Source organism: Pseudomonas sp. FW305-28, from assembly GCF_017351395.1.
In the GTDB taxonomy this organism is placed as follows: domain Bacteria; phylum Pseudomonadota; class Gammaproteobacteria; order Pseudomonadales; family Pseudomonadaceae; genus Aquipseudomonas; species Aquipseudomonas fluorescens_AA.
The window spans coordinates 1-14,899 of the sequence record NZ_JACNDD010000155.1 but is presented as its reverse complement, the minus strand read 5'-3'; the positions used below and the strand labels follow the sequence as shown (position 1 = coordinate 14,899).

Annotated in this window: 16 protein-coding genes; 7 read left to right on the top strand and 9 right to left on the bottom strand. The window is 61.7% G+C overall.

Features of this window, described 5'->3' with window-relative positions:
* Window positions 1-5: 5 nt before the first annotated feature.
* From J4E53_RS25875 to J4E53_RS25850, 6 genes are all read right to left on the bottom strand, one after another.
* Window positions 6-1,346 carry a HAMP domain-containing sensor histidine kinase gene (locus J4E53_RS25875; RefSeq protein ID WP_103310761.1) on the bottom strand — a complete coding sequence of 447 codons (1,341 nt, stop codon included), beginning with the start codon at window positions 1,344-1,346 and terminating at the stop codon, window positions 6-8.
* Between the two features lie 67 nt (window positions 1,347-1,413).
* Window positions 1,414-1,851 carry a Spy/CpxP family protein refolding chaperone gene (locus J4E53_RS25870; RefSeq protein WP_072408657.1) on the bottom strand — a complete coding sequence of 146 codons (438 nt, stop codon included), beginning with the start codon at window positions 1,849-1,851 and terminating at the stop codon, window positions 1,414-1,416.
* Between the two features lie 226 nt (window positions 1,852-2,077).
* Window positions 2,078-2,755, bottom strand: a complete 678-nt coding sequence (locus tag J4E53_RS25865; protein WP_103310762.1) for a response regulator transcription factor — start codon at window positions 2,753-2,755, stop codon at window positions 2,078-2,080.
* A 7-nt stretch (window positions 2,756-2,762) separates the two neighbouring features.
* Window positions 2,763-3,173, bottom strand: coding sequence for a hypothetical protein (locus J4E53_RS25860; RefSeq protein WP_060740967.1), 411 nt, complete (start codon window positions 3,171-3,173; stop codon window positions 2,763-2,765).
* A 107-nt stretch (window positions 3,174-3,280) separates the two neighbouring features.
* The gene (locus tag J4E53_RS25855; protein ID WP_060740968.1) at window positions 3,281-3,580 is read right to left on the bottom strand and encodes a YciI family protein; all 300 of its coding nucleotides are present in this window, start codon (window positions 3,578-3,580) and stop codon (window positions 3,281-3,283) included.
* A gap of 1 nt (window position 3,581) precedes the next feature.
* Complete coding sequence (locus J4E53_RS25850) at window positions 3,582-4,178, bottom strand: septation protein A (protein ID WP_060740969.1); 597 nt, start codon at window positions 4,176-4,178, stop codon at window positions 3,582-3,584.
* Window positions 4,179-4,265: 87 nt separating this feature from the next.
* Here J4E53_RS25850 and J4E53_RS25845 point away from each other — a divergent pair, with 87 nt between their 5' ends.
* The 5 genes from J4E53_RS25845 to rluB all read left to right on the top strand — a co-directional run bounded on the left by J4E53_RS25845 (window position 4,266) and on the right by rluB (window position 9,099).
* A complete protein-coding gene (locus tag J4E53_RS25845; RefSeq protein WP_060740970.1) occupies window positions 4,266-5,129 on the top strand; it encodes a PHP domain-containing protein in 864 nt (287 codons plus the stop codon).
* 13 nt (window positions 5,130-5,142) lie between these two features.
* Window positions 5,143-5,772 (top strand): L-threonylcarbamoyladenylate synthase, encoded by a 630-nt coding sequence (locus J4E53_RS25840; protein WP_053124883.1) that lies wholly within the window; start codon window positions 5,143-5,145, stop codon window positions 5,770-5,772.
* A gap of 132 nt (window positions 5,773-5,904) precedes the next feature.
* On the top strand, window positions 5,905-6,603 hold the full coding sequence (locus tag J4E53_RS25835) for a ScpA family protein (protein WP_165826070.1): 699 nt from the start codon (window positions 5,905-5,907) through the stop codon (window positions 6,601-6,603).
* A gap of 11 nt (window positions 6,604-6,614) precedes the next feature.
* Window positions 6,615-7,565: an SMC-Scp complex subunit ScpB gene (scpB, locus tag J4E53_RS25830; protein ID WP_103310765.1), complete on the top strand. Its 951-nt coding sequence runs from the start codon at window positions 6,615-6,617 to the stop codon at window positions 7,563-7,565.
* Window positions 7,566-7,863: 298 nt separating this feature from the next.
* Window positions 7,864-9,099: a 23S rRNA pseudouridine(2605) synthase RluB gene (gene rluB / locus J4E53_RS25825; protein WP_060740973.1), complete on the top strand. Its 1,236-nt coding sequence runs from the start codon at window positions 7,864-7,866 to the stop codon at window positions 9,097-9,099.
* A 206-nt stretch (window positions 9,100-9,305) separates the two neighbouring features.
* Here rluB and J4E53_RS25820 read toward each other — a convergent pair whose 3' ends face one another.
* Together J4E53_RS25820 and J4E53_RS25815 are read right to left on the bottom strand one after the other, a co-directional pair.
* Window positions 9,306-10,271, bottom strand: a complete 966-nt coding sequence (locus J4E53_RS25820; protein WP_060740974.1) for a hypothetical protein — start codon at window positions 10,269-10,271, stop codon at window positions 9,306-9,308.
* A gap of 93 nt (window positions 10,272-10,364) precedes the next feature.
* Window positions 10,365-10,502, bottom strand: coding sequence for a hypothetical protein (locus tag J4E53_RS25815; protein WP_003178782.1), 138 nt, complete (start codon window positions 10,500-10,502; stop codon window positions 10,365-10,367).
* 937 nt (window positions 10,503-11,439) lie between these two features.
* Here J4E53_RS25815 and J4E53_RS25810 point away from each other — a divergent pair.
* Window positions 11,440-12,855: an amino acid permease gene (locus tag J4E53_RS25810; protein WP_060740975.1), complete on the top strand. Its 1,416-nt coding sequence runs from the start codon at window positions 11,440-11,442 to the stop codon at window positions 12,853-12,855.
* 164 nt (window positions 12,856-13,019) lie between these two features.
* A complete protein-coding gene (arfB, locus tag J4E53_RS25805) occupies window positions 13,020-13,433 on the top strand; it encodes an alternative ribosome rescue aminoacyl-tRNA hydrolase ArfB (protein ID WP_060740976.1) in 414 nt (137 codons plus the stop codon).
* On the opposite strand, the gene J4E53_RS25800 is transcribed toward arfB, so the two are convergent.
* Window positions 13,430-14,629, bottom strand: a complete 1,200-nt coding sequence (locus tag J4E53_RS25800) for an MFS transporter (protein ID WP_060740977.1) — start codon at window positions 14,627-14,629, stop codon at window positions 13,430-13,432. The two genes, arfB and J4E53_RS25800, sit on opposite strands and share 4 nt — an antisense overlap.
* Window positions 14,630-14,899 lie beyond the last annotated feature (270 nt).

The following is a 14,899-nucleotide window of genomic DNA, read 5'->3' as shown; positions in this document are numbered from 1 at the left end:
GCAGGTTATGGCTGGACAACCGCCCCCGGCACCAACGGCAGTTCCAGTGTTGCAATGAAACCGCCGTCGGGATGATTGCCCAGCACCAACGCACCGCCATGGCGCTCGGCGGCACGACGCGCAATCGCCAGACCCAGGCCATGGCCGGCGGCAGTCTGGCCGGGGGCGCGGTAGAACGGTTCGCCCAATTGACCCAGGTGTTCGGCCTCCACGCCAGGCCCGTGGTCGCGCACGCTGATCAGGATCCGTTCGCCCTGGCGCGCCGCGCGCATTTCGATGGGTTGCCCGGTCGGATTGAAGCGCTGGGCGTTACGCAGCAGGTTGTCCACCGCTCGCTCGATCATGGTCGGCCAGCCCTTGAGGGTCAGGTCTGCCTCGGTTTCAAGCTGCACGGTTTGCTCCGGTGACGCCAGTTGTGCATCTTTTTGCAGGGTGAACAGCAAACCGTTGAGGTCCACCTCTTCGGCGCTGGCGTTGTCGGCGTCGACCCGGGCCAGGACCAGGATTTCGCTGATCAACGCTTCCAGGCGATCGCATTCGCGGGTCAGGCGCGGCCAGAGTTTTTCACGTTCCTCGGGGCTGGCCCGTTCAGCCAATGCCAAGGCAATGCGCAGCCGGGCGAGGGGCGAGCGCAGTTCGTGGGACACGTCGCGCAATAGCTGCCGTTGGCTCCCGATCAAGCTTTGCAGGCGCGCGCCCATGCGGTTGAAGTCGGTGGCCAGCACGCCGAACTCGTCTCGCCGGTTGGCCAGCTTGGCGAGGCTGTTCTGCTGGTAGGCGGCCTGGCCCAGGTCATGCACCGCGCCGCGCAGGCGACTCAGTGGGCGGGTGATGGAAAGCGTCACCAACAGGCTGAACAAGGTCAGCACCACCAGCGCGATGCCCAGTGCACTGAGGGGCCAGAGCAGGCTGCCGCGGTGCCAGGCGTCCAGTTCGGGATGGGGAATGCGGTAGATGAACAGGTACGTGTCGCCACTTTTGGCGCTGGTGAACTCGTCGGTCAGCCGCCGCCAGGGCAGGCGTCGGTCGTCGTTGTTCTGCCGGGCCTCGAAGGCCGCGGCACGATGGGGAAAGGTGCCGCGTACCACCGGGTCGCCGCTTTCGTTGAACACCTGGACGTCGATGTGATACTGGCGCTTGCGCTGTTGCAGGATGTCCTGGGCGGCATCCTCGCCCTGGCTTTCGTAGGTTTGCGTCCACTCTTCGGGCAGGGTATTGAGGCCAGGGTGACGGCTGAGGATCCAGGCGTCCTGGTTCAGCATATGGCCCATCAGGATCGAAAGCCCTGCAACCAGGGCGATGGCCAGCCAGAAACTGGCCAGGATGCGCCAGAACAATGAACGCACGATAAATCCTCGAAAACAAAGAAAGCCCAACGGCGATTGGCCGTTGGGCTGGGCAAGCTTCAGCGCATTATTGCGCTTTTTGCGGTTGTTGCGCTTTCCAGGCTTTGAACTCAGCCCACTCGGCGCGACGTTCGGCCTGTTTCTTCTGGATCGCGTCGAATTCCTTCTGCTGCTCAGGCTTCAACAAGCCACGGATCTGGGCATCGACTTTCTCATGCCGGGCCTGCATTTCGTCCTGCATGGCTTTCTGGTCGGCTGGCGACAGCTTGGCCAGGTACTTGTCGACCAGTTCCCGTTGTTCGTGGCGCTGTTCGCCCATGATCCGGCGAATCTGCTGGCGTTGTTCGCGGCTCAGGTCCAGTTGGCTGTAGGGGCCTTTGTCGTGCATCTGGCCGCCGTGACGCGGGCCGTCCATCGGACCCATCGGGCCGGGGCCTTCGGGCATGGCCATGGCGACAGTCGGCAGGGCGGCAGCGAACATCAGAGCGATAAGGGTCTTGCGCATGGTGTGTCTCCTTGTCTCATTCCCGGTCAGTTCCGGATGTGTGCAGATTACGGAGATCAAGGTCAGCGGCGGTCAGGGGGGCGTAAAGCTTGGGTAAAGACGGTTTGGTTCGATGCTGACAAACAGCCTGTACACAACCCCGTGGGGCATGCAATGGGAAGGAGACCCTCGCCACAAAAGCCTCCAGGGGCTGTAGCAGCACTCACAGTCTCTAGAGCCGTAACCTCTAGAGGCTGTAGTAATAACCCCGGCTACGCAGCGCCACGATGCGCGGGCGACCGTCGGGGTGGGGGCCGATTTTCTTGCGCAGGTTGCTTACGTGCATGTCGAGGCTGCGGTCGTACAGGGTCAGCTTGCGGCCCAGGGCGATTTGCGCCAGTTCCTGCTTGTCCAGCGGCTCGCCCGGTTGCTTGAGCAGCGCTTCGAGCAGGCGGCTTTCGGAAACGGTGAGGGTCTGTTCCTGTTCGTCGATGCTGACGACGCCACGCACCGGGCTGAAGGTCAGGTCACCCAGTTCGATCTGGCTGGACACGGCCGACGGATGGCTGCGACGCAGCACGGCGCGCAAGCGGGCGGTCAGTTCCCGTGGGTCGCAGGGCTTGGCCAGGTAGTCGTCGGCACCCAGTTCCAGGCCAAGGATACGGTCCAGCGGCTCACCTCGGGCCGACAGCATCAGCACCGGCAGTTCCGGGTGATCGTTGCGCAATTGCTTGAGCAGTTCCAGGCCACTGCCGTCGGGCAGCATCACGTCCAGGACCACGGCAGCCGGGGCGGTTTCGGCCAAGGCCTTGCGGGCACTCTGGCCATCGTGACAGGCGCGGACCTGAAACCCTTCCTGACTCAGCCAACTCACGAGGAGCTCACACAGCTCCTGGTCATCATCTATCAGTAACAGCTCGCTCATGACTCACTCAATTTAGCCATTGCCGACGTTGTCTACGTCCACCGCTGGCAAAGATACCGCAGAGCAAGGCCAATAGCGCTACCCCGGCACCAATGACGAACCATTGCTGTTGATCGGTCAACAGCCGTGGCAACGGGCTGGCCTGGGCTTCCTTGAGTTGCAGCTTCAGGCGCTGGTTCTCCTGGCGCAGCCGGGCCAGCACAGCGCTTTCGCGCTCGCTGTCGGCATTTTGCAGTTGTTTGCTCAGTTCTTCACGCTGGCGCTCGCTGTCTTTCAAGCGTTGCTGCAATTCGGCGATCTGGCCGCCGGCGCTCAGGGACAAGGGCGCCGAATGACTGCCCTCGGTGCTTTCCTCGCCATGGGCGGGCGCTCCGATCGCCAACGAGACCAACAACAGGCACAACGGACCTTTGCGCATTGCAACTCCTGAATTCCAATCGAGATTAGACAGGTTGTCGGCCGACGAACGATAAAGATGAGCAACGGCGGCAATGAGCCGCGAAGGCCCATCGCGCCAGGGGGGATTTACGGCAGGACTTGCTTGAACGGCTTGACCACGACATTGGCGTAGACGCCGGCCGCCACGAACGGATCGGCCTCGGCCCAGGCCTGGGCGGCGACCAGGGAGTCGAACTCGGCCACGATCAGGCTGCCGCTGAAGCCGGCGGCGCCCGGGTCATTGCTGTCCACCGCCGGGTGCGGGCCGGCCAGCACGATACGACCTTCGGACTTGAGCTGTTGCAGGCGCTCCAGGTGTGCCGGGCGCACGGCCAGGCGTTTTTCCAGGGAGTCGGCGACGTCGGTGGCAATGATTGCGTAGAGCATGTCAGTCCTCGGTTTTTGGCGTGGTGGGGTCGGCATCGTGCAGGTGACGGGACAGGTAGATGCCCTGGCCAATCAGGAACAGCAGCGTCATGCCCAGGCTGCCGAAGACCTTGAAGTCGACCCAGTACTCCTGGAACGTGAACGCAACGAACAGATTGGCGGCACCGCAGAACAGGAAAAACGCGATCCAGGCGATGTTCAACCGGGTCCAGATCAGTTCCGGCAGGCTGATGGCATGGCCCATGATGCGCTTGATCAGCAATCGGTCACCGATGAAGTGGCTGCCGATGAACGCGAGGGCAAACAGCCAGTTGACCACCGGGGCCTTCCATTTGAGGAAGGTTTCGCTGTGGAACGCCAGGGTCAGGCTGCCGAATACAAGGCAGGCGATGAGGGTCAGCCACTGGCTTTTCTCCAGCTTGCGCTGGGACACGAACAGCGCGCCGTAGACCACCAGGGAGCTGATGATCAGCACTGCGGTGGCGCTGTAGATACCGCCTACAGTCAAGGAGTGGCCGGCGAAATCGACGGTCCGGGGATCAAGTTTGTAGACGATGAAAAACAGCAGGAGCGGGATGAAGTCGATGAATTGTTTCACAGTGGCAGCCAGAAGCAGGATGTGGCGGCATAATAACAAACATCCTTGGCCGCGATAGGGCCAGCTGATTTGAGGTAACAAACTCTCGTGAATGTTGATTTGCACTGCCATAGCACGGCCTCCGATGGCGCCCTGGCGCCTGCGGTTCTGGTGGCGCGGGCGTTCGAGCACGGCGTGCGAGTCCTGGCCCTGACCGATCACGACACCCTCGAAGGCCTCGACGAGGCCCGCAGCGCCGCCACGGCGCTGGGCATGCAGCTGGTCAACGGGGTCGAGTTGTCGTGTACCTGGGGCGGGGCGACCATCCATGTGCTGGGCTATGGTTTCGATGTGAATGCGCCGGCGCTGGTCCAGGCCATCGCACAACTGCGCGACGGGCGCTGGCTGCGGTCCGAAGAGATCAGCCGCAAGCTGGCTCTCAAGGGCATGCCCGGTGCGCTGGACGGCGCCCGGCAGATCCAGCAGGAACTGGGCGACAGCGGCAACGCCCCGGCCCGGCCACACTTTGCCGACTGGATGGTGCGCGAAGGGTTCGTCAAGGATCGCGCCGAAGCGTTCCGCAAATGGTTGGGGGCCGGCAAGCTGGGGGACGTCAAGCAGCACTGGCCGACCCTGGAAGAAACCGTCCAGACCCTGCGGGCCGCTGGCGCCTGGGTCAGCCTGGCACATCCATGGCACTATGATTTCACCCGCAGCAAGCGCCGGCGCCTGGTCGCCGACTATATTCAAGCGGGGGGCCATGCCATTGAGGTGGTCAACGGCCATCAGCCTGCCGAGCAAGTGGGCAGCTTGGCGATCCTGGCCCGTGAGTTCGGCCTGCTGGTCACCGCCGGCAGTGATTTCCATGGCCCTGGGGGCTGGTCCGAGATCGGCGAATACCGCCCGTTGCCGGAAGATCTGCCACCACTCTGGTGTAGATTCAAACATGATCCCGTTACCGCCGCCGTCTGAACAGGTAGAACACGTGAGTCAATTTTTCCAGATTCATCCGGAAAACCCGCAAGCGCGCCTGATCAAACAGGCCGTGGAAATCATTCGTGGTGGTGGCGTGGTGGTCTATCCCACCGACTCGTCCTACGCCATCGGTTGCCAGATCGGCGACAAGAATGCCGTGGAGCGCGTCAGACGCCTGCGTCAACTGGACGACAAGCACAATTTCGCGCTCATCTGCAGCGACCTTTCGCAGTTGGGCCTGTTCGCCAAGATCGACACCGGCACCTTCCGCTTGCTCAAGGCGCATTTGCCGGGGCCGTACACGTTCATTCTCAATGCCACCCGGGAAGTCCCGCGGCTGTTGCTGCACCCGAAAAAGCGCACCATCGGCCTGCGGGTGCCGAGCCATCCCATCGCCCTGGCGCTGCTGGCGGAACTGGGTGAGCCGCTGATGAGCGTGACGCTGATCATGCCCGGCGAGACCGAGCCGTTGACCGATCCCTATGAGATGCGCCAGATACTCGAGCATCAGGTGGACCTGATCATCGATGGCGGTTTCGGCGGCATGTCGGCGTCCACGGTGATCAACCTGGCCGATGGCGAGCCCCAGGTGGTGCGCGTCGGGTGCGGCGATCCGACGCCGTTCATGGTCGAGGCCTGAATGTCCGCCGTGGAAACCGTCGTGGACAATGCCGACAGCCAAGCCGGCGCGCAGCAGGAGTTGCCGTTCGCCATGGTCTATGGCCAGGCGGTCATGGAAATGCCCCTGGACCTGTACATTCCGCCGGATGCGCTGGAAGTGTTCCTCGAAGCCTTCGAGGGCCCGCTTGACCTGCTGCTGTACCTGATCCGTAAACAGAACATCAATATCCTCGACATCCCCGTGGCGGAAATCACCCGCCAGTACATGGGCTACGTCGAGTTGATGCAGTCGGTACGCCTGGAACTGGCGGCGGAGTACCTGGTGATGGCGGCCATGCTGGCCGAGATCAAGTCGCGGATGCTGCTGCCGCGCTCGGCGGAGGTCGAAGCGGAAGAGGACGACCCGCGGGCCGAGTTGATCCGGCGTTTGCAGGAATATGAACGCTTCAAGGTCGCCGCCGAAGGCCTCGATGGCTTGAACCGGGTGGGGCGCGATGTGGTGGTGCCCAAGCTCGATGCGCCCGAAGCGCGGGCGCGCAAGTTGCTGCCGGATGTAAGCCTGGAAGAGCTGCTGATGTCCATGGCCGAGGTCCTGCGCCGAGGCGATATGTTTGAAAGTCATCAGGTCAGCCGCGAAGCGCTGTCCACCCGCGAGCGCATGAGCGATGTGCTGGAGCGGCTCAAGGGCGGCGGCTTCGTGCCGTTCGTCGAGCTGTTCACCGCCGAGGAAGGGCGGTTGGGGGTGGTGGTGACGTTTATGGCGGTCCTGGAATTGGTCAAGGAATCCTTGGTCGAGCTGGTGCAGAATGAGCCGTTCGCAGCGATCCACGTGCGGGCACGAGCCGAATAACGAGCAAATCAATGAATCTGACTGAACCCCGCGAGCTGGCCCCCTTGCTTGAAGCTTTCCTGTTGGCTTCGGGAAAGCCGCAATCGATGGAGCGCCTGTTCGAACTCTTCGAAGAAGGCGAGCGACCCGAACCGGCCGTGTTCAAGAAAGCCCTGACGCTGTTGGGCAAGTCCTGCGAAGGACGAGCTTTCGAACTCAAGGAAGTGGCGTCCGGTTATCGCCTGCAGATCCGCGAGAAGTTCGCGCCCTGGGTCGGACGCCTGTGGGAGGAGCGGCCGCAGCGTTACTCCCGCGCCATGCTCGAAACCATGGCGTTGATCGCCTATCGCCAACCGATCACCCGGGGCGAGATCGAGGATGTACGGGGCGTGGCGGTCAACAGCCATATCGTCAAGACGTTGCTGGAGCGCGAGTGGATCCGCGTCGTCGGCTATCGCGATGTACCGGGCAAACCCGCGATGTTCGCCACTACCAAGGCCTTTCTCGATCACTTCAACCTGAAGAACCTGGATGACCTGCCGCCCCTGGCCGAACTGCGGGAGCTGGAACCCGAACCGGTACTGGAGTTCGACGACGTGCCGGTGCCCCAGGGCTTGCAGGAACTGGCGGATGCCAGCGCCGAGCCTGAGGAACCGAAGGAAGAGACCAGTTTCCATTCGTTGTTGCTGGAGCTGGACACCATGGAGGAGGGCTTGAAGACTGATTTCGACGACCTGCTGCGTGAGGGGCCAGGACCTGAAGGCGAGACGAATGATCAGCCGGAGCCCGACGACGTTGAACTTCAAGCCGAGTCTGAACCCGAAGAAGACATCCTCGGCGTTGCCGAAGCCCGGGAAAAACTGCTGGCCGCTGTCGCCGCCCTCCAGCCTCACGAGCCCGAGCCGGAACTGAGCGACGAAGAAGCCGAAGCCCGTGCCCTGGCCGAAGCGATCGAGAACGAACGGCGCCAGCTTGACGATTGATACAACTGGTTTGGAAACACCGTCCCCTGTGGGAGCCGAGCTTGCTCGCGATGACAGAGGAACATTCAGCATCAATGCAGGCTGACCCACCGCTATCGCGAGCAAGCTCGGCTCCCACAGGGGGCTTCAGCCACCGGTCGGCGGAAAAAGCGCTGAGCCTGGGTTGATCAGCTAGTCTCAGATGCGCAATTGCCTCAACAGGCGTATGATTCGCGACCCTTTGGCGATCCCTTCGTCCAAGACCCGTTTTCAAAGCGTCAGGCCAAGCCTGACCCGACCACACCGGGAGGTGCCCAGAATGAAAGACCAAGACCAGAACGACAGCCAGGAAATCGGCCCAGCAGGCGAGAAGCTGCAAAAAGTCCTCGCCCGTATCGGCGTCGGTTCGCGCCGTGACGTGGAAGCCTGGATCACCCAGGGCCGGATCAAGGTCAATGGCAAAGATGCCACCTTGGGCCTGCGTGTCGACATGCACGACGCCATCACCATCGATGGCAAGGTGATCAAGCGCGAAGAGGCCGCCGAAACGGTGCGCCGCGTGATCATGTACAACAAACCCGACGGCGAGATCTGCACCCGTGACGACCCGGAAGGCCGTCCGACCGTGTTCGACAAGATGCCGCGTCCGAAAGAAGGCCGCTGGATCAACATCGGGCGGCTGGACATCAACACCACCGGTTTGCTGATGTTCACCACCGACGGTGAGCTGGCCAACCGTTTGATGCACCCGTCCTACGAGATGGACCGCGAATACGCCGTGCGTGTGCGTGGCGAAGTCGACGACGAGATGATCGAGCGCCTCAAGGCCGGTGTTGTGCTGGAAGACGGCCCGGCGCGTTTCACCGACATCAAGCAGGCGCCCGGCGGTGAAGGTTTCAACCACTGGTATCACTGCGTGGTGATGGAAGGCCGTAACCGTGAAGTGCGGCGTTTGTGGGAATCCCAGGGGCTGGTGGTCAGCCGCCTCAAGCGCGTGCGTTTCGGCCCGGTGTTCCTCAACTCCGACCTGCCGATGGGCCGCTGGCGCGAAATGAGCCAGTACGAAGTCGACATCCTGGCCGCCGAAGTGGGTCTCAAGCCGGTGGCGATGCCGCAGATGACCGCCAAGAGCAAGGACAAGCTGGAGCGGATGCAGCGTAAATCCTCGCGCCCGATGGGCAAGACCGAGCGCGTGCGTACGCTGCGTCCGGCTGCTGAAGGTGTGGCGACCGGTCCGCGTCCTTCCCGCGAGCCGCAGATCGAAGGCGAGCGCCCGGCCCGCAAGCCTGCGCCTCGTCAGGACGGTGAGCGTGGCCCACGTACGCCGCGTCCGGCCAATGGTCGGACTGAGCGCGGTGAAGGTCGCGGTGCTCCGGCAGGTCGCGGTACGCCCGTCGCCGATCGCCCGGCCGACACCAAGCGTCCGGCCAAGCCGGCGCCGAAAAAGCGCCCGGGTATCGTCCTGGCCGACCGCGACGCGCCATCGGGCAAGCGCCGTGGTGCACCGGCAGGTTCGGGACAGCGTCCGGGGTTCGGGCGTCGTAAGCCGGAGTGATCGGCAGCCGCCCATGAAAAAAGCCAACTTTCGAGTTGGCTTTTTTTTTGCCTGGCTTTCATTGATTCGGTGCCGGTGAGTCCGCTATCGCGAGCAAGCTCGCTCCCACAAGGGGCTTCAGCGAATGGAAGATTTACATTCAACGTCGTCCCACTGTGGGAGCGAGCTTGCTCGCGATGGCGGCATCAGCCGTGCAGAAATCCCACCTAAAGCACAAATCGTCCATCGAACATCGGCTCGTTATCCAGCGCCAATACGCCGCTCTCGAAAATCAGATCCAGATGATGGCTGCCCTTGGCCCCGCCACCCAGTCCCAGGTGCAAGCCGCAGTGGCGCTCCTCGAAACCGGCATTGCGGGCGTACAGGCTCTTGACCCCTTCGTTGGTGCCGATCCCCAATTCCTCGATGCGGCGATTGGACGGGTTGGCGTCCAGGTATTTGTTGAAGTCGTGCTCCAGGCCAGGTACATCGGTGGCGATTTTCTGGATGGTGGAGTCTTCGATCCACAGCTCCAGCGGCGATTGCAACACGCCGTATTTGCGTGCGAACGGGATGGTGCTCAGGAATGTGCCGACAAAATTCACCCGGCCATTGATGGTGTCGCTGTGGGTGGCGATTTCGCCGGGGGCCAGGTCGTAGTTGCCGACCCCGTTGATGTCGGTCCATTTCTTAACGCCGCCCAGGGCGGTGTCGAAATATGAACCGCGGTCATCCTGGAAACTCAGGGTCGTCGCCTGGGACATGCGTCGGATCAGGTGACTGTTGAGCCCGGCGATGCGCTGGGGAATCACGCTGAAGGTGTCGTAGAAATAATCGCCGTAGTCCTTGAACAGCAGCGATTTCTTCCAGTTGTCGGCCATCACGCCTTGCAGCGCACGGACAAAGTCCGGGCCGTCGGGACGTGGGTTGGGCAGGGTGGAAGAGTCGTAGAAGAAAATATACAGATCGCTGTCGGCAATGGCCTTGGACAGGCGCTCCGTGGGCTCGAGGTCCAGGCGCATGGCACTGAACCGGAAGGGTGAGCCGCTGCCCGCCTGTTCGGCGATGGCGCCGGTCAGCGCTTCGTAGTCAGCAGTATGACCGAGCAACACCTTGGCGGGCTGAATGCCGGCCAGGGCGGGATGGTGTTCGAGATAGTAAAGGAAATGTGAGATGGCTCGTTGTGTGTCCATGCTTATTCTTCCCTGACAAGTTCATTTAACTTCCCTGACAACCGGCAAAAAGTGGCGGAGTCGACCGGCCGGATCGCCTCCGCCGGGCGGTGCCTACAGAGGCCACATCGCCGTGCCGAACGGAACGACGGCGTCGGCTTGCATCATTTCAACGGCGGCTTCATGGGTTGGGGCTTCAAACCATTCGTCCAGTTGCAGTTCGGTTTCCAAGTCTTTGTCCAGTGCTTGCATAGTGAATCTCCTAGATGACTTTTACGGAAATCAGCGGACCGATTCGGCGAGTGGAAACAGGCCGGTGACGGCACCGCAGAACTTGTCGGCACGATGCCTTGGCAAGTCGCTGAAAACCTAGTCGAGGGTTTTTTGGATTGCAAAAAAATAATTTATTTTTTTCGTTTGAACTTTTTGTTCCATTTTTAACGACAACATTACTCATTCAAAAACAGCCGCCTGGGTGTTTTTTTTAATAGGTAGCTACCTACCGTCAATTTGCAGTCAGCCTACGGAAATTTCCTACTTGGAAAGTTTGCGTGACGGGTTGTAAAGAAATGCTGACGAAAAAGACCGGCCGAGAGGGGCCGAAACGTCGTTTCCCCAAAGCGTAAGAAAAAACTTCCGTAAGCCCCACCCTGCAGGGTTTTCCAAGGCTCTGGCCCGCTTGTTTCGAATCGATGGGCAGGGTGAGATGCGCCCCATGCCTGTCGTGCAGGTGAATAACAAAAAGGAGGCGCAATGAACGCCGCAGCTCCAGTGCATTTCTCCCGTCGTGGCGTTTTTAGCGCTACACCCTTCAGGGGCTCGCAAGGGCCTGGACACTTTTTTGCAGCCGCCCGGCATGTTCGAGGCGGACCCATGCAATCCCGGCAAACGACACGCTGATCCGGTGGTGTCTGGCAGCAGGGGGTCAGCGGTGTACAATGCGCCGCGTTTTACTGTGACCCTTCGCGTACCCACGCACTTTCAAGGTTATCCACCTTGTTCACTCCGCCACGCCACAAGCGTGTCGGGTTCGATTTCGTCACAGATAAAAACAAACAGGTGACGCATGACCGTTGTAAAAACGCTGAATTCCTGGTGCCTGCGCTGGGGTTTGATCGGCGCTGCTTGAGATCCGATTCGAGCGGCAACGTCTAACGAACATCATCAAACCTTGCGTGAGACCCTTTTCATGAGTGGACAAAACTCGCATTCGGGCGAGCTGAAACGCGGCCTGAAAAATCGCCACATTCAACTGATCGCCCTCGGTGGCGCGATCGGCACCGGCCTGTTCCTCGGCTCGGCGGGGGTGCTGAAATCAGCCGGCCCGTCGATGATCCTCGGCTACGCCATCTGCGGCTTCATCGCCTTCATGATCATGCGCCAGTTGGGCGAAATGATCGTCGAAGAGCCCGTCGCCGGGTCCTTCAGCCACTTCGCCCACAAGTACTGGGGCGGTTTCGCCGGGTTCCTGTCGGGTTGGAACTGCTGGATTCTCTACATCCTGGTGGGCATGTCCGAGCTGACCGCGGTCGGCAAGTACATCCATTACTGGGCCCCGGACATCCCGACCTGGGTGTCGGCGGCGGCGTTTTTCATCCTGATCAATGCGATCAACCTGGCCAATGTCAAAGTCTTCGGCGAGGCCGAGTTCTGGTTCGCGATCATCAAGGTCGTGGCGATTGTCGGCATGATTGCCTTGGGCAGCTATTTGCTGGTCAGCGGTCATGGTGGCCCGCAGGCGTCGGTGACCAACCTGTGGTCCCATGGTGGGTTCTTCCCCAACGGCGTGAGCGGCCTGGTGATGGCCATGGCGATCATCATGTTCTCCTTCGGTGGCCTGGAAATGCTCGGTTTCACCGCCGCTGAGGCCGACAAACCGAAAACCGTGATCCCCAAGGCCATTAACCAGGTGATCTACCGGATTCTGATTTTCTACATCGGCGCGCTCGTGGTGCTGTTGTCCCTGACCCCTTGGGACAGCCTGCTGGCCACCCTTAACGCTTCCGGCGATGCCTACAGCGGCAGCCCGTTCGTGCAGGTGTTCTCGATGCTGGGCAGCAACACCGCTGCGCATATCCTCAACTTCGTGGTGCTGACCGCCGCGCTGTCGGTGTACAACAGCGGCACCTACTGCAACAGCCGCATGTTGCTGGGCATGGCCGAGCAGGGCGATGCGCCCAAGGCCTTGTCCAGGATCGACAAGCGCGGCGTGCCGGTACGTTCGATCCTCGCGTCGGCGGCGGTCACGCTGGTGGCGGTGCTGTTGAACTACCTGGTCCCGCAGCATGCGTTGGAGTTGTTGATGTCGCTGGTGGTCGCGACCCTGGTGATCAACTGGGCGATGATCAGCTACTCGCACTTCAAGTTCCGCCAGCACATGAACCAGACCCAACAGACGCCACTGTTCAAAGCGCTGTGGTATCCGTACGGCAACTACATCTGCCTGGCGTTCGTGGTGTTCATCCTGGGCGTGATGTTGCTGATTCCCGGCATCCAGATCTCGGTCTACGCGATTCCGGTGTGGGTGGTGTTCATGTGGGTGTGCTACGTGATCAAGAACAAGCGCAGTGCCCGCCAGGAATTGGCTGTGGCGGCTGCCAAGTAAGCACGAAACCCTGTGGGAGCGAGCTTGCTCGCGATGGCGGTGGGTCAGCAATATCAAGGGTGACTGACACACTGCAATCGCGAGCAAGCTCGCTCCCACAGGAGTTAGGCGTCGCCCTGGGGGATTCGGGGTATTCTGTGGGGCTTGATAGCGGACCCTTTCCCATGCTGGCGATTTCCAACACCGTGCACATCCCGGACGCCGAGATCGAGCTGACGGCCATCCGCGCCCAGGGGGCCGGGGGGCAGAACGTCAACAAGGTCTCCAGCGCCGTGCATTTGCGCTTCGACATTCCGGCCTCGTCGCTGCCCGAGTTCTACAAGGAGCGGTTGCTGGCCCTGCGCGACAGTCGCATTACCAGCGACGGTGTGCTGATCATCAAGGCCCAGCAATACCGTACCCAGGAACAGAACCGGGCCGACGCGCTGGAGCGCTTGTCCGAACTGATCCTCAGCGCCACCAAGGTCGAAAAGAAGCGCCGCCCGACCAAGCCGACCCTGGGTTCGAAAAAGCGTCGCCTGGAATCCAAGACCAAGCGCGGCTCGATCAAGGCCGGGCGCGGCAAGGTGGATTTCTAGTCCTTCTCCCGCGCTTCACGGTAGCGGGGCGCCTGCCGGTACAGGTAGACACTCAGTGCCAACCCACCCAGGGCCGCCAGGGCGGCGAACAGAAAGATCGAGGCAAAGCCGAAGCCCGCGGCAATCGCGCCGGCCAGTGGCCCGGTGATCCCCAACGACAAATCAATGAACAGCGAATAGGCGCCCACCGCCGCCCCACGACTGGAGGCCGGCACCAGGTTGACCGCTTCCACGCCCAGCGCTGGAAACACCAGGGAAAAGCCGAAACCGCTCAACGCCGCGCCCGCCAGGGCCCAGTGGGCATCCGGTGCGAGCCACAACAGCAACAAACCGAGGGTTTCCACCGACAGGCAGGCAATCGCTACGCGAAAGCCGCCCAGACGGTTGATCAGGTTGCCGAACAACAGGCGCGCGCCGATGAAGCTGGCGCCGAACAGGCTCAGGCACAGCACGGCGTTGTCCCAGTGCTGCGTGGCGTAGTACAGGGTGATGAAGGTCGCGATCGTGCCAAACCCGATGGAGCCCAAGGCCAGGCCGCAGCCGTGTGGCAGCACACGTCCCAACACATGCATGAACGGCAGGCGTTCGCCAGCGACGATGGGCGCCGCGGTTTTGCGCCAGGCCAATGCCAGCCCCAGCAAACCCAGCAAGATGATGCTGACGCCCATGCTCCACAGCCCCAACGCATTGACCAGCCATACCCCCAGCGGCGCACCGATCGCCAGCGCGCCGTAACTGGCGATGCCGTTCCAGGAAATCACCTTGGCGGTATTCGCTGCACCGACCCGGCCAATGCCCCAGCCAATCGAACCCGAACCCACCAGGCTTTCGGCACTGCCCAGCACCAGGCGACCGATCAACAGGCTGATCAGGCTGAGTGTCGGCAGGTGGGGCGTCCAGGCCGACACGAGCATGAACACACCGCTCAGCCCGCAGCCGGCGAGGCCGAACATCACCGCGCGCTTGCTTCCCAGGTTGTCGATGATTCGCCCTGCATAAGGGCGACTGAGCAGGGTGGCCAGGTACTGCACGCTGATCACCAGCCCGGCGATCACCGCGCCGAAACCCAGTTCGCCATGGACGAAACCGGGCAGCACGGCCAGGGGAATGCCGATATTCAGGTAGCCGATGAAGGTGAACAGGACAATGGAAACGACTTGCAGCGTGACCGCCAGGGGGCGCTGGGAATCTGACATGGGAAAGAGGTCCACGGAGCAGCAGGATAGATAGGCTGCTTATGATAACGGTGAGCGCGGCGTCCGGGCGTGGAAAAGTAAAACTATTTGCCCAATGGTGGTTCAGCTGTCGTGCTGTCCGCTGACCAGGCGCGTGGTGACCAGCGCGGCGATGGCGTTTTCTTCGCTGCCGAAACGGGCCAGCAGGGCCGCTTGTTTCTCGGCGGGGAGGCGGGTCCAGATCTCGACCATTTTCTCGGCGGTACCGATCAGGACGCTGGCCTGGCTTTC